Raw genomic sequence first — 16,018 nt, 5'->3', positions numbered from 1 at the left:
CTTAAAATGCAATGTTATGCATGAGAGACACCTCTTTTCTCTTTCTAATATTTTTAGAGGTACATGTTCTAAAACTATTGCATATATCAATATTAGTTAAATATTTAGTTCGTAATAGTAAGAAAGGGCGAAGTAATAAATGGTAATATTTTCACCCCAGGGGTGTAAATTTTTCCAATTTTAATTTGCTATCTTCTCAAATTACGAATTTGATTATGAATATATGTGATTGTTTAAGGAGTGATTCCTATGTTAGAAATAATAGTTCAATATATATTATTAGTTGCTATAGTGCTTGGAATTTCATATTTTGTATACTTATTGAGAGAAAAGGATGCTAAAATTAAAGAAGATTATTATGGTATAACTGCAAACATTTTAAAGCTTGAAACTGATGAAACTACAGAAGAAACTATAAAAAACATATTGAGGTCTATAGGTGAAGCGGTAATTTTTGTTGAAGAAAATTTTAAAACAGACTATAATGATGTAAAGGAAGAGAAAGCGTTGTTAATTTCTAAAGAATTAATTGAAAATTTGAATTTGAGAAGTACTATTAGTGATAAAGCTATTAAACATATTATAAAATTAATTTGCGCTACATTGCCTGCTACTAATTTAATTGAATAATTATCTAAAGCTTAATGTTTAAACATCATTTGATTTTATTGACTTCAATCATTTTATTAAATTAAAAATATTTTATAAAAAATTTTCTTGATGAATTATGAATAATCAATTAGAATTTAATGTAAAAATATAAAAAACCGAAATGTTTCGGTTTTTTATATTTCATAAATATTTTGCTTTTATAGTCAATTAAAATAATAAAGTAAAGATAAGATTGATAATTTGTAAATGTAAGGGCAATATATGAATTAAGGCATAGAAGATGGAAATAAAAGTAGATGATAATACGTAAAATAAGTGTTATATTTTACCTAGTTTCTTAAATGTGCTTATATGGAGGAATTGAATAACATGAATTTAGAAAATGAAAGAGAACAGGATTATGATGTACTATCCCTTACATCTCTTGAAAAACTAGAACCAGTTAGAATAAGACCCGGCATGTATATCGGATCCACTGGAATAAAGGGATTACATCATTGTATATGGGAAGTATTAGATAATGCTATAGATGAGATATCCAATGGCTTCGGTGATAAAGCTACAGTCATATTAAATCAGGATAAAAGTGTCACTATTTCAGATAATGGAAGAGGTATACCAACGGGAATCCACCCAATTAAGAAAAAATCAGGAGTGGAAATGGTATATACAGAGCTTCACACTGGAGGAAAATTTGACAATAAGAACTACAAAACCTCTGGTGGACTTCATGGCGTTGGTGCAGCAGTAGTTAATGCACTTTCTGAATGGCTGGAAGTTAAAGTCAGTCAAAATGGTCACATATACAAACAGAGATTTGAATATGCTTTTGATAAAACTCTTGATAAATATATGCCGGGTACACCAGTAACAAAATTAAATAAAGCTGGCAATACAAAGGAAACGGGAACTACTGTAACCTTTAAACCGGATAAAAGGGTTTTTAGTTCTACGGATTTTAAATTTGAAGTAATAGATGAAAGACTTCAGGAATTAGCCTTTCAAAATAAAGGCATAACGCTGGAATTAATAGATAATAGGAAAGAAGAACCTTTTAGTAAGATATATCATTCTGAAAGAGGTCTTTTAGATTTTATAGATTATTTAAATGAAAGTAAAACCCCACTTCACAAGGATCCTATTATATTTGAAGGGGAAAGAGAAATAAGTAAAATATATATGCAGGCAGAAGTTTGCATGCAGTTTACGGATTCAACTACAGAATACATAGCTAGTTATGTAAATAATATACCTACCACAGAAGCAGGAACCCATGAAACTGGCTTTAAGACTGGAATGACCAGAGCTTTTAAAGAATGGGCAAAAAAATTAAATCTCTTAAAGGAAAAGGATAAAGAGTTTGATGGGGATGATTTAAGAGAGGGAATGACAGCCATAATAAAAATAAAATTATCAAATCCCATTTTTGAAGGACAAACTAAGACAAAGCTTGGAAACAGTGAAGCGGCTACTATGATGAATGATCTTTCCTATACAAAACTCTGTGAATGGATTGAAGACAATAAGGATCTGGCTGCATCTATTATAAATAATGCAATACAAGCCTTTACAAGAAGGGAAAAGATAAAGAAGATAAATGAGGCTGAAAAAAAGAAAATAGGAAAGGGTGCAGCTCCTTTAGCTGGTAAGGTAGCAGTTTGCACTCTAAAGGATTCCTCTGTAGCTGAATTTATAATTGTAGAAGGGGACTCTGCTGGAGGCAGTGCAAAGCAGGCAAGAGATAGAAGATTTCAAACTATTATGCCCTCTAAAGGTAAAATTATGAATACTGAGAAGCAGAAACTAGAAAATGTCCTTGCCAGCGAGGAACTTAAAATTTTTACTGCAGCAGTGGGTACTGGTGTATTGGATAATTATAGAGAAAATAATTTAAAATACGATAAAATTATAATAATGAGTGATGCAGATGTAGATGGATATCATATAAGAACTCTCTGGATGACTTATCTATATAGATATATGAGACCCCTTATTGCCAATGGACATTTGTATATTGCTCTTCCTCCTCTTTATAAGGTATATAAAGAAGTTAAAAATAAAGAGATAATAAAATATGCTTACTCTGATGATGAACTAGCTGAGGCAAAAAAACAGGTAGGCAAGGGAGCACTAATACAAAGATATAAGGGGCTTGGGGAAATGAATCCCGATCAGCTTTGGGATACTACTTTAAATCCAACTACAAGAACATTGCAAAGAGTAACCATTGAAGATGCTGCAAAGGCAGAAAAAATGGTATCTCTTTTAATGGGAGATATAGTGGAGCCTAGAAAAAATTATATGTACAAATACGCAGAATTTTAAAATTCAGGCATGCGAAAATAAATAGTTAATAGTTATTTATTTGAATATGCATCAATGGAGGAAATTACGTGGCTAAGAAGATAGATATACCAAAAGATAATAATATAATTAATGTTCCCTTAGAGGAGGCTATGCCAGATAATTATTTGCCCTATGCTGTGGAGGTAGCAAAAGACAGAGCACTGCCAGATGTCCGCGATGGACTAAAGCCCGTTCATAGAAGAATTTTATATGGTGCTTATATGATGAAGGCATTTCCTGATAAACCCTACTATAAATCTGCAAGAATAGTAGGAGATATTCTTGGAAAATACCATCCTCATGGAGATACCTCTGTTTATGATGCTATGGTAATACTTGCCCAAAGCTTTACCACCAGGTATCCACTTATAGATGGACATGGAAACTGGGGAAGTCAGGATGGTGATAATGCTGCTGCTATGCGTTATACAGAAGCAAGACTTACACCTAATGCCATGGAAATGCTTAAGGATATGGACAAAGATGTAGTGAATATGGTAGACAATTATTCAGCATCAGAGCTTGAACCAGAGGTTCTTCCAGCTAAATATCCTAATCTTTTAGTAAATGGAGCCTTTGGTATTGCAGTAGGCCTTGCAACAAATATACCTCCTCATAATTTGAGAGAGGTTATAGATGCAGCACTTTTGTACATAGATAATAATGAAGTTACCACAAGGGAACTTATGCAGTACATAAAAGGACCGGATCTACCTACTGGAGGTATACTGATTGGAGCAGAATCACTTTTATCTGCTTATGAAACTGGAGAGGGAAAAGTTACTTTAAGATCAAAGACCAGTATAGAAGAATTGGAAAATGGCAGATATGGAATTGTTATAACGGAATTTCCCTATAGGAGAAATAAAGCTAAAATATTGCAGACTATTTCTGAAATGACAGGAGATAAAAGACACCAGAAGGTATTAGAAGGCATAATGGATATTAGAGATGAATCTGATAGATCTGGAATAAGAGCTGTTATAGAATTTAAAAAGACTATATCTAAAGAAGAGGTTGAAAAGGTACAAAAGTATCTTTTTAAAAAGACAGAGCTTCAATGTAATATAAGCTTCAATATGGTAGCTTTAGCTAATGGTAAACCTCTTACTATGGGACTTAAGACTATTTTAAAATACTATGTAGAACACCAAAAAGATGTAATTAAAAGAAGAACGGAAAAAGAACTGGAAATAGCTGAAAAAAGATTTCACATAGTACAGGGCTTTATTAAGGCTATAGATATATTGGATGATATAATTGCTACTATAAGGGCTTCAAAATCTAAGAAAGACTCTATTGATAATCTAGTGAAAGAGTATGAATTTACAGAAATTCAGGCCCAGGCAATAGTGGAGCTTATGTTGTACAGACTTACAGGTCTGGAGATAAAAACCTTTGAAAAAGAATACAGAGAATTGGAAAAGACAATTAAAAAGCTGAAAAATATTCTTGAGAAGGAAAAAGAATTACTTAAGGTTATAAAAAATGAGTTGAAAGAAGTAAGGGAAAAATATGGCGACGACAGGCGAACGGAGATAATTGAAAATGAAGAGGAAGCAAAAATAGACTTAGAGGAGCTAATTGTAGTAGAGGATACTGTAGTCACTATATCAAAGGAAGGATATATAAAGAGAATATCTCAAAAGACTTACAGCAGATCTAATACCAATGTAGAGGATATAGAGTACAGGGAAGGGGATTATAATAAATTTCTACTTAATTCCAATACAAAGCATACAATTATGTTTTTTACAGATAGAGGAAATATGTATCAGGTAAAGGGAAATGCTATACCTGAATACAAGTGGAAAGAAAAGGGAGAGCGTTTGGATACCCTTATAAGAGCTTTAGACCTAGAGAAAGAGCATATAGTAAATGTATTTTCCATAGAAAATATTCTTTCTCAAGAGGATTTCATTTTTATAACTGATAGAGGATTTATAAAGAAAATATCCCTAGATAAGTTTAGCTCAAATTACTCTAAAATTATGGCATTGAAAACGAGGGATAATGAAAAACTTATTTTTGTACAATTAGTACAAAAAAATAGGGAAGAAAAATTTTTAACTGTTGAAACTAAATTAAAATTTAAATTTGATATAGAAGAACCAGTTCTTGAGGAATCAGAAAGAAACAGTTTTGGTACAAAACTCTTTAATCTTTCAAATAAGGATAGCATTATAAATGTAGAGTTTAGTAATGAATATAGTTATAAAAATTTTAAAGTCAGCGTAAATAATACTGGAAACATAAAAATAGATGATAAAATTAAAAATAATTCTAATGTAAAGGAATGCAGCACAGATTCCTCAAGCACCATTTTGTTTTTTACCGATACAGGAAAGTTATTATATGTATCAGCTTTCTTTTTGCAAAACCTGGATAGTGAAGGCATAAATATAGGAGAAATTAACGAAGATTTTGATGAAAAGTCAGAAAAAATATTGAATATAATTTCTGTGAAGGACTTTAAGGAACCCATAGATGTATATTTCTTTACAAAAAATGGATTAATCAAGAAAACAGCTTTAGAAGAGTTTAAAATGGAGAATACCAGTACTATAGCATATAAATTTAGAGGCAAGGACACATTGATAAATGTTGAATTTTTAGATAAAGAAAAAGATAATGATATTATAATTATTACGCTAAAGGGAATGAGTATAAGGTTTTTATCTAAAAACATAAGTTACATGGGTAAAATTGCTTCAGGAGTAACAGGCATAAGTTTGGATGAAGAAGATGAAGCTTTATATGGTTTTTTATGCCATGAGGAGTATAAAGCTGTTACTGTAAAATCCAAGAATAAGGAAAGTAAAATTATACCTCTTGAGGAATTCAAACTTCAAAACAGGGCAGGAAGAGGGAAAAATATAATGCTTGTACTTATGGGAGATCGCATAAAGGAAATAAAAATTAGAAGAAGATAAAGGTTAAAAGTTTCAAAGGAAACAATATAGTCGGCTTTAGATCTACGTTAAAACATAAAAGTTAAAAGGAGAGGTTAAATATGATTAATGTTTTATTATTTATTGCAGAGGGATTTGAGGAGATAGAAGCACTTACTGTAGTGGATATACTGAGAAGGGCAAATGTTAAATGTGATACCTGTTCCATAGCTGGCAGTTTTGTAAAAGGCTCTCATGGCATTGAAGTAAAGGCAGATAAATTGATAGAAGAAATTGATGAGAATGAATATGGTGCAGTGGTGCTTCCAGGTGGTATGCCTGGAGCAAAAAATCTTAAAGAAAATAAGAAAGTTATAGAAATAGTAAAGGATTTTTATAGGGATAATAAAATTGTTGCAGCAATTTGTGCTGCTCCTATTGTGTTGAAGGAAGCAGATATTTATAGGAAACATAAAATAACTTCTTACCCAGATTTTAAAGAAGAGCTAAAGGCTGCCGATTATATAGAAGACATAGTGGTGGAAGATAAAAATATTATTACCAGCAGAGGACCTGCTACTGCCATATATTTTGGATTAAAATTAGCAGAAAAAATAGCAGGTAAAGATAAGGCAGATAACTTAAAAGAAGGAATGCTATTAAATTTTGTAGAAGAAACTGCAAAATAATGAAAAAAAGAGTTAAGTATATTTAATTCTATGATATATAAAAATAAACAGTGTATATGAGCTATTTAGAGAAAATTTACACTGATAAATAGTTTTAATAAATGCTATTTGTAAGATATAATCAACTAGTGTTACTTTATTTAAGATATCTGCAAAAATAATTACTCAGTATGGGGCACACTTTGCTATAATTTTTTTAGATGTCTGGATATTTGTAAAATGCACAAAGAAGATGAAAAGTTTTTACTAGAGGTGGAAGATGTTTAAAAAAATAAAAGGGTTTTTAATAGGTAAATCTCTAAAAACAGAGGAATTAAAAGCTGAAAAATTCAATGTGTTTTGGGGATTGCCAATTCTTTCGAGCGATGCTATTTCTTCAGTAGCCTATGCTGGAGAAGAAATACTTTGGATACTGGTTCCTGCTATTGGAATCATGGCATTTCAAAAGATGCTCTATGTAGCTCTTTTAATAGTTTTGCTTTTGTTTATACTTATGTTTTCTTATAGACAAACTATAGACAGTTATCCAAAGGGTGGGGGATCGTATATAGTTGCTAAAGATAATTTAGGTACAGTTCCAAGCCTTGTTGCTAGTGCTTCGCTTTGTATAGACTATGTCTTAACAGTAGCAGTAAGTGTCTCTTCTGGAGCCAGCGCTATTACTTCAGCAATACCGGAACTTTTACATTATAAGCTTACTATATGCCTTATAATTGTAATTATAATGACTATTGGTAATCTTAGAGGACTCAAAGATTCGGCAAGACTTTTTGGAATACCAACCTATTTGTTTATTATAAGTATGATAATTATGATAGTAGTGGGTATTGTAAGGGTAAAAGTCTTTGGATATGTTCCTAAACCCTTAGAAAAATTGCCAGATTTTACTGGACAACTTACTTTCTTTGTATTCTTAAAGGCCTTTGCAGGTGGATGCACGGCTGTAACTGGTGTGGAGGCTGTAAGTGATGGTATTCCTAACTTTAAAGAACCTTGCCAGAAAAATGCAAAAAAAGTGCTTTTAATATTAGGATGCATTGCCTTTGTATTATTTACAGGTATATCCTATCTAGCTACAATGTATCAGGCGGTGCCAAGCCTTGACAGAACAGTTATATCACAAATTGCTACAGAAGTATTTGGAAATGGATTCATGTTTTATGTGATTCAGGGAACTACTGCCTTAATACTTATTATGGCTGCCAATACTGCTTATGCGGATTTCCCTTTTTTATTATCCATAATTTCAAGGGATGGATATGCACCAAGGCAGCTGTCTAAAAGAGGAACTAGATTGAGCTTTTCCAATGGTATTGTAGTTTTAGCCATAGCAGCCAGTATATTACTTATAAATTTTAAAGGTGAAAACCATTATTTACTGCCATTATATGCTGTTGGAGTTTTTATATCCTTTACCCTTTCACAATCGGGAATGCTTATGAGATGGCTTAGAAAAAAGGAAGGGAATTGGAGGCATAAAGCTTTTATAAATGGTTTCGGAGCTCTAATTACCTGTATTACGGCTATTGTAATAGGAATTACTAAATTTGTACATGGTGCCTGGATTGTATGTCTGTTAATACCTTTATTAGTATTTATAATGATGAGAATTAAAAATCATTATAACAAGGTGGCAGATTCTCTTAGACTTCCACTTGATATAAAACCTAAGGAAATGCATTACGGGGCTAACAGAAATTATGTTATTGTTCCTATAGATACTTTAAATAAATCATTCTTAAAAGCTCTTAATTACGCCAGAGCCATATCAGAGGATATTATTGTATTTCATGTATCTGTAGATGTGGAATCTACAGAAAAATTAAAAAAGAGATGGCAGGAATACAATGTAGGTATTCCACTTACTGTAAAGAGTTCCCCCTATAGAAGTCTGGTAGGTCCTTTAGTTAAATTTATAGAGTCAGAGGAGTTTGTATTAGGACCTAAGGATACAATAACAGTTGTAATGCCTCAGTTTGTAGTTAGAAAGTGGTGGCATCATGCTCTTCATAATCAAACTTCACTTTTTGTAAAAAGTGTGCTTTTAAACAGAAGAAACATTGCATTGACTACTATACCGTATATAATAGATGAATAAGAAAAATCTCGAGATTGATTTCTCGAGATTTTTATTGCAAAGATTAAAATAAGTATTATTATGGTGGTGATATTATGAAAACTTGTAAGTTTCCAAATGGCATAAATCTTGCTTATGAGCATCGGGAGGGTAAGATAACCTCCTTCTGTATAGGCTTTAATGCAGGGGCGTTGATGGAAGAGGAAAATGAAATGGGGATTGCTCATGTAGTAGAACATATGCTCTTTAAAGGTACCTCTAAAAGAGATGAAATTGAAATAAATAGACTATGTGATGAAATATTTGGCTTTAATAATGCCATGACTAATTTTCCCTATGCCATTTATTATGGTACAACTTTATCCGAGGATTTTTCTAAAGGCTTTGATTTATATTCTGATATAGTTAAAGAGCCAGCTTTCCCAGAAGAAGGCTTTAAAGAAGAGTTAGATGTAATTTGTGAAGAGTTAAAGGAATGGAAAGATGATAATTTTCAGTTCTGTGAAGATGAGCTGTTAAATAATGCTTTTAGAAATAGAAGAATTAAAACCTGCATAATTGGAAGTGAAAATAGTATAAAAAGTTTCTCTTTAAAAGATATAAGAGATTTTTATAATAGATATTATAATCCAGATAATTGTGTTATAAGTGTAGTATCTTCTCTGGCATATGAAGAGGTTTTAAATGTAGTTGAAAAATATATTGCACAGTGGAAGGGGCAGAAAACTCATAGTAAGCATATAATTTATGAAAAAAATTCTAAAGGCATTTTCATAAAAAATAAAGCTGGAATTGAAGGATCCAAAATACAGTATTGTTTTACTATAGATGAACTGACAGAAGGTGAGATGTGGGCTCTTAATATATTTAACTATAAATTTGGAAGTGGAACCAGCAGTATTCTATATGATAATATAAGAACTAAAAATGGCCTGGCTTATGACGTATCCAGCAGCATAAAAAATGAAAAGGGTATTAAACTTTTTACTATATCCATGGGAACTTCTGTAGCAAATGTGGACAGGGCTATAGAAATAATAAATGGACATTTATCAAATATAGATAAATTTAGTCATCTTTTCTGTAAGAATAATATAGAACCTATGATAAAGAGCATTAAATTAAAGAGAGAATTACAACTTGAAAAGTCTATAGAACTTTCTAAGGCTCTAGCTGTAAGTAAAATTATGTATGATAACTTTGATGTATTTAATTTAATTGATTATACAAATGATAGTATAGAAGAAAAGGAAATTATGTGTGCAGCCAAAAAAATATTAAAAGATCCAACAATTCAAATATTGACTTCCTAAGTTTTATTATTTAACATATAATTAATTATTAACTATACCTTTGTAATGTAATATATTTTACAAATGGCATTATTTGCACTCTGGGAGTGTAATATATTTGAAAATGGTATTTACTGGTTCTTGAAGTGCGTAATACATTTCAGAGATGATATTTTCTGAGTGGGGAGGAAATATGGATAATATTTTGGAATTGATAAAAAAAGCTGAATATACAAATGATCTGACAAAAGCTGAGATAATAGAGATTCTTAAAGATTCACAATACAATCAGGAATTATTTGATTCAGCAGATAGAATAAGAAAAAAATATATGGGTGATGAGGTGCATTTAAGAGGTCTCATAGAATTTTCAAATATATGTAAGAGAAATTGTATGTACTGTGGTTTAAGGGCAGGAAATAAAAATATAAAAAGGTACAGGTTGATGCCGGATGAAATAATTGAATTGGCAAGAAAAGGTGCTGAGTATGGTTACAGAACCTTTGTACTTCAATCTGGAGAAGATGAATTTTACACTGTAGATAAAATGAAATACATTATAAGTAATATTAAAAAGATGAATGTAGCAGTAACCATAAGCATAGGAGAAAAAACTTATGAAGAGTATAAGGCATATAGAGAAGCAGGAGCAGACAGATATCTCATAAGAATTGAAACTACTGATAAAAAATTATATGAGGACATGGACCCTTTTATGAGTCATGAAAACAGAAAAAGATGTTTAGCAGATTTAAAAGATTTAGGCTATGAAGTTGGTAGTGGCTGCCTTGTGGGGCTGCCCAATCAGACTATTGATTCTTTAGCAGATGACATACTTTTTTTTAAAGAAATTGGTGCCGATATGATTGGGATTGGACCTTTTATCCCCAATGCAGATACACCTTTAAAAGATGAAATGGGAGGAGAATTTTATTTGAGTCTTAAGGTTATGGCTCTAACTAGACTTCTTTTAAAAGATATAAATATACCTGCCACTACGGCAATGGAAACCTTAAATAAAAATGGCAGGATAATTGCACTTCAAAGTGGAGCGAATGTGGTGATGCCAAATGTAACAGAAGGAGAATACAGAGAGTTGTACGCACTGTATCCAGGTAAGATTTGTATAAATGATACACCAGCTCACTGCAGATCCTGTATTACAGGTAAAATTACAGCTATAGGAAGAACTATAGGTAAGAATAAAGGATTTAGAAACAAAGAGCGTGAAAAAGTATCATGTAATAATGAGGTGTGATAGCTTAATGACAAAATGGATGCTTAAAAGGACTAATGCAGACGTTGACTATATAGCAAGAAGAGCAAATATAACTACTACTACAGCTAAGATATTGGCAAATAGAGGAATAAAAAATATAGTTGATATAAATAGATTTTTAAATGCTGAGGAAAAGGACTTATATAGTCCTTTTCTTATGAAGGATATGGATAAGGGAACGGATATAATAAAGGATAGTATTTTACATAGAGAAAAAATAGTTATTTATGGAGATTATGATGCAGATGGAGTGACAAGCACTGTTATAATGTATAGAGCATTAAAAAAGTGTGGAGCTGAAGTAAGTTATCATATACCTGACAGGGAAATGGAAGGATATGGGCTTAGCAAGGAAAGATTGGGAATACTCAAAGAACAGGGCTTCCATGCAGTTTTAACTTGTGATAATGGAATTTCTGCCCTTGAAGAAATTAAATTTGCAAAAGAATTAGGCTTTAAGGTAGTAGTAACAGATCATCATGAATTGCCATTTATGGAGGATGAAGAGAAAAATAAAAAGTATATTATTCCAAAAGCAGATGCAATAATAAATCCAAAACAGCAGGATTGTACTTATCCTTTTAAATTATTATGTGGTGCTGGTATAGCCTTTAAATTTGCTCAGGCTCTATTTTCCAAGATGGAAATAGACGAGAAGGAAGCCTATGACTATATTGAGATTGCCTGTATTGGAACTATATGTGATGTAGTTGATTTAGTGGATGAAAATAGAATTATTGCAAAGCTTGGATTAAACACTTTGAGTAATAGTAAAAATCTCGGTATAAATACTCTTTTAGAAACTTTAGAGATGAAAAATAAGAAAATTACTTCTCACACCGTTGGGTTTTTAATAGGACCTTGTATAAATGCTACGGGAAGACTGGAAACTGCGGAGTTATCCGTTAATCTGTTATTAACGGAGGATAAAAACGAAGCAATTTCACTTTCAAGGGAGCTGGTGGCGCTAAATAAAAAGAGACAAGAGATGACGGTGAAATGTGTAGATGAAATAATAAACAATATAGAAAATTCAGATATGAAATATGATAGAGTCTTAGTAGTATATAATGAAAATGTCCACGAGAGCATAGCTGGAATTGTGGCAGGAAAGATTAGAGAAAAATTTAATTTGCCAACTATAGTTATTACTAAGGGGAAGGAAATGCCTAAGGGTTCAGGCAGATCTATTGAAGAATATAATTTATTTGAAGAGTTAATAAAATGCAAAGATTTGTTTCACAAATTTGGGGGTCATCCCATGGCAGCAGGGCTATCAATAAAAGAAGAAAATATTGCGTTGCTTAGAAAAAAGCTTAATGAAAACTGTAATTTGACAGAAGAAGATATAATACCTAAACTTAGATTAGAAAAGCAAGTTCATCTGGAAGAAATAAATGAAAAATTAGTTGATGAGATAAATAGATTAGAGCCCTTTGGTAAAGGAAATACCTCTCCTCTATTAGGAGAAAGGGACGTACTTATAAACAATATACAGCTTTTAGGCAGAGAAATTAAAAGTACATTGAAATTTCAAGTATCCTCGAAAAATCATAAGAAAGTTATAACCGGCATATGTTTTGGAAAGGTAGAGGAATTTCAGCAAATGCTTAGGGATTTCTATAATATTTCCTTAGAACAGGCTTTATCAGATAACAATAATATAAAATTGGATTTAGTTTACGTACCCTTTATAAATGTCTTTAGAGATAAAAAATATTTACAAATGAGAGTTGTAGATTTTAGAGCTTCAAGAGCTTAATAAATATTATTTCAGTAAATTTGTACTATTGTTAAATTTGGAAGGATTCTTAATGAGTCTATAGTTTTGTCTTAATAAGGGACAGCGAGCAATTGTCTATATGGGAAGTTTAAAATAAAAATTTTGTTGGGGGTGCTTTCTTTGAAGGAGCATAAAATAATTATGACAGGTGGAGGTTCGGCAGGACATGTTACTCCTAATCTGGCATTAATACCTAAGCTCACAGCTTTAGGCTATGAAGTACAATATATAGGTACTAAAAATGGTATAGAAAAAAATATAATACAAGGAGAAAATATTGAATATCATATTATATCCAGTGGAAAGCTTAGAAGATACTTTGATATAAAAAATTTTTCTGATCCCTTTAAGGTTCTAAGAGGTATAATTCAATCAATAGGTATTATGAAAAGAGAAAAACCAGATATAGTATTTTCAAAAGGAGGATTTGTAACAGTTCCAGTAGTAATAGCAGCACATCTATGTAAAATTCCAGTAGTAGCACATGAATCTGATATTACTCCAGGTCTTGCAAATAGACTGGCGGCACCTTATTGTACTAAAGTTTGCGTTACATTTCCAGAGTCCATAAAAAATATAAAGGGAAATAAAGGGGTACTTACAGGAACACCTATAAGGAAAGAACTGCTTGAAGGCAGTAGAATGAATGGTCTAAGATTATGTAAATTTTCTGATTTAAATAAACCTGTTGTCTTTGTCATAGGTGGAAGTCTTGGTTCCAAGATAATAAATGATACTATAAGAAAAAATATTGATAGTATTTTATCAAAGTATAATGTAATTCATATTTGTGGTAAGGGAAATTTAGAAGGTGCTCTAGAAGGGAAAAAAGGATATAAGCAGTTTGAATATGTAAAGGATGAATTGCCGGATCTAATGAATGCAGCAGATTTAGTAATTTCAAGAGCAGGTGCTAATGTGATTTTTGAACTTCTAGCACTTAGGAAGCCTAACATATTAATTCCTCTTTCAAAAAAATCCAGTAGAGGTGATCAGATTTTAAATGCAGCCTCCTTTGAAAAACACGGATATAGTATGGTTATAGAAGAGGAAAGCTTAAACAGTGAACTGCTTATAAATAAATTAAATGAACTCAGTAGAGATAAAGATAAATATATAAAAGCTATGAATGAAAGTCCTGTAAAAAATGGAGTTAATAATATTATAAACATAATAGATAAATATTCTAAAAAAGCTTAGCTTGTGAATAATAATCAAAAATACTTTATTAGCAGCTTATGAATTTGTAATTTATGTAAATAAGGATGATTTAGATTAATTGACAATATCAAAGATTATGAAATTTAAATATATTTTCATGATTTTTGATTATTTTTTTATAATATTTTATTTATTTTTATCTAATATGTAAAAGTAAACATTTTGATTTGAAATATTAAAATTATTGCGAAAAATGAAAGATACACTGTATAATGAAATTATAGAAAGGGGATGTGGAATATGAATTTAGAATTTTACGGTGCTGCTGAATGTGTCACAGGTTCCTGCCATATTTTAAGAGTAAGTAATAAAACAATATTATTAGATTGTGGATTATACCAAGGTAAGGATGAAAAAGAAAGGGGAAATGATGGGTTTAATTTTGATCCAAAAGAAATAGATTATGTAATATTATCACATGCCCATATCGATCACAGTGGAAGAATACCTCTACTCTATAAAAAAGGTTTTAAAGGGCAGATTTTTTGTACTAATGCTACAAAGGACCTCTGCGAAGCTATGCTTGCAGATAGTGGTTACATTCAGGAAATGGAAGTAGAATGGAAGAACAAAAGGAGAAGAAGACAGGGACTGGATTTAATTGAACCACTTTATACGGCGGCTATTGCCAGGTTATCCATGTATCTATTTACAGGTATACCCTACAATACCACCATGGAGATTTTTGATGGATTTAAAATACGATTTAGGGATTCAGGTCATCTTTTGGGATCCGCTTTTGTAGAAATATTTGTAAAAGAAGAGGAAAAAGATGAGGTAAAAATAGTATATACCGGAGATGTAGGCAATGTGAACATTCCAATTATGAGAGATCCTACAATACTGGATTATGCAGATTATCTGATAATGGAAACCACCTATGGCAATCGATTACACGATAATTTAAATAGCCAATTGCATAGGCTGACAAATATAATAAAAGAAACATTTAACCGGGGGGGAAATGTTGTCATACCTTCCTTTGCGGTGGGAAGGGTACAGGAGATTTTATATGAACTCAGTAAACTTAGAAAAAATGGAGAGCTAGGTAATCTGATGGTATTTGTAGATAGTCCTCTTGCGGCAGAATCTACAAAAATATTTGAGAAATATAGCAGCTGCTTTGATGAGGAAACTAAAAGAGAATTTGATGATGGAAGTAATCCGCTTAGGTTTGATGGATTAATTTTTACTAACAGCCAGGAAGATTCAGCTAAAATAAATAAGATTCAATCTGGTGCAGTGATTATTTCTGCTAGTGGTATGTGCGAGGCGGGAAGGATTAAACATCATCTAAAGCATAATTTGTGGAGAAAAGAGTGCTCTATAGTTTTTGTAGGATATCAAGCTCAGGGAACACTGGGGTACAATATTGTAAATGGAGCAAAAAAAGTAAAAATTTTTGGGGAAGAATTTGCAGTAAATGCTTCAATATATAATATTGAAGCATTATCAGGCCATGCGGACAGAAATGGTCTGATTCAATGGCTGGATAGTTTTAGTAAAAAGCCGGAGGAAATATTTCTAGTACATGGAGAAAAAGAAGCAGAGGAAAGTTTTCTGAATTTTACAAGGGAAAAAGGATATAATACAAGAATAGTGAGATCTGGTGATATTGTTCATATAAATGAAAGAATGATATCAAAAAAAGTTAATAGTAACTCTAATCTAAAAAATCAGTTAATAAAACTTTTGGATTCTATAGATAATATTGATGAAATGAACAAAGAACTTCTTGTAGGTAAAATAAAGGACACTATAAAGAAATTCAGATAAGGCATATTCAAAAAATAAATAGGCCAGTATGCTAGTATATTTTAAATTCTAC

Annotated in this window: 10 protein-coding genes; all 10 read left to right on the top strand. The window is 31.5% G+C overall.

What is annotated here, in order from left to right:
* The first annotated feature begins 249 nt into the window (after nt 1-249).
* The 10 genes from ABF633_RS08055 (at nt 250) to ABF633_RS08010 (ending at nt 15,966) form a co-directional block, all read left to right on the top strand.
* Nucleotides 250-630: a hypothetical protein gene (locus tag ABF633_RS08055; RefSeq protein WP_415523156.1), complete on the top strand. Its 381-nt coding sequence runs from the start codon at nt 250-252 to the stop codon at nt 628-630.
* Nucleotides 631-981: 351 nt separating this feature from the next.
* A complete protein-coding gene (locus ABF633_RS08050) occupies nt 982-2,937 on the top strand; it encodes a DNA gyrase/topoisomerase IV subunit B (protein ID WP_415523155.1) in 1,956 nt (651 codons plus the stop codon).
* A gap of 68 nt (nt 2,938-3,005) precedes the next feature.
* Nucleotides 3,006-5,891 carry a DNA topoisomerase IV subunit A gene (locus tag ABF633_RS08045; protein WP_415523154.1) on the top strand — a complete coding sequence of 962 codons (2,886 nt, stop codon included), beginning with the start codon at nt 3,006-3,008 and terminating at the stop codon, nt 5,889-5,891.
* Between the two features lie 80 nt (nt 5,892-5,971).
* Nucleotides 5,972-6,538: a DJ-1 family glyoxalase III gene (locus ABF633_RS08040; RefSeq protein ID WP_415523153.1), complete on the top strand. Its 567-nt coding sequence runs from the start codon at nt 5,972-5,974 to the stop codon at nt 6,536-6,538.
* Nucleotides 6,539-6,797: 259 nt separating this feature from the next.
* The gene (locus tag ABF633_RS08035) at nt 6,798-8,636 is read left to right on the top strand and encodes an APC family permease (RefSeq protein WP_415523152.1); all 1,839 of its coding nucleotides are present in this window, start codon (nt 6,798-6,800) and stop codon (nt 8,634-8,636) included.
* A gap of 74 nt (nt 8,637-8,710) precedes the next feature.
* The gene (locus ABF633_RS08030; RefSeq protein ID WP_415523151.1) at nt 8,711-9,928 is read left to right on the top strand and encodes a M16 family metallopeptidase; all 1,218 of its coding nucleotides are present in this window, start codon (nt 8,711-8,713) and stop codon (nt 9,926-9,928) included.
* 172 nt (nt 9,929-10,100) lie between these two features.
* A complete protein-coding gene (gene hydE / locus ABF633_RS08025) occupies nt 10,101-11,165 on the top strand; it encodes a [FeFe] hydrogenase H-cluster radical SAM maturase HydE (RefSeq protein WP_415523150.1) in 1,065 nt (354 codons plus the stop codon).
* A gap of 7 nt (nt 11,166-11,172) precedes the next feature.
* A complete protein-coding gene (gene recJ / locus ABF633_RS08020; protein ID WP_415523148.1) occupies nt 11,173-12,948 on the top strand; it encodes a single-stranded-DNA-specific exonuclease RecJ in 1,776 nt (591 codons plus the stop codon).
* Between the two features lie 141 nt (nt 12,949-13,089).
* The gene (locus ABF633_RS08015) at nt 13,090-14,169 is read left to right on the top strand and encodes an undecaprenyldiphospho-muramoylpentapeptide beta-N-acetylglucosaminyltransferase (RefSeq protein WP_415523147.1); all 1,080 of its coding nucleotides are present in this window, start codon (nt 13,090-13,092) and stop codon (nt 14,167-14,169) included.
* A gap of 261 nt (nt 14,170-14,430) precedes the next feature.
* On the top strand, nt 14,431-15,966 hold the full coding sequence (locus ABF633_RS08010) for an MBL fold metallo-hydrolase RNA specificity domain-containing protein (protein WP_415523146.1): 1,536 nt from the start codon (nt 14,431-14,433) through the stop codon (nt 15,964-15,966).
* The last annotated feature ends 52 nt before the right edge of the window (nt 15,967-16,018 follow it).

This window comes from Clostridium sp., assembly GCF_047718555.1.
Taxonomy (GTDB): Bacteria; Bacillota; Clostridia; order Clostridiales; family Clostridiaceae; genus Clostridium_I.
Note: the sequence above shows the minus strand (reverse complement) of the source record. Positions and strands in the feature narration are given on the sequence as shown.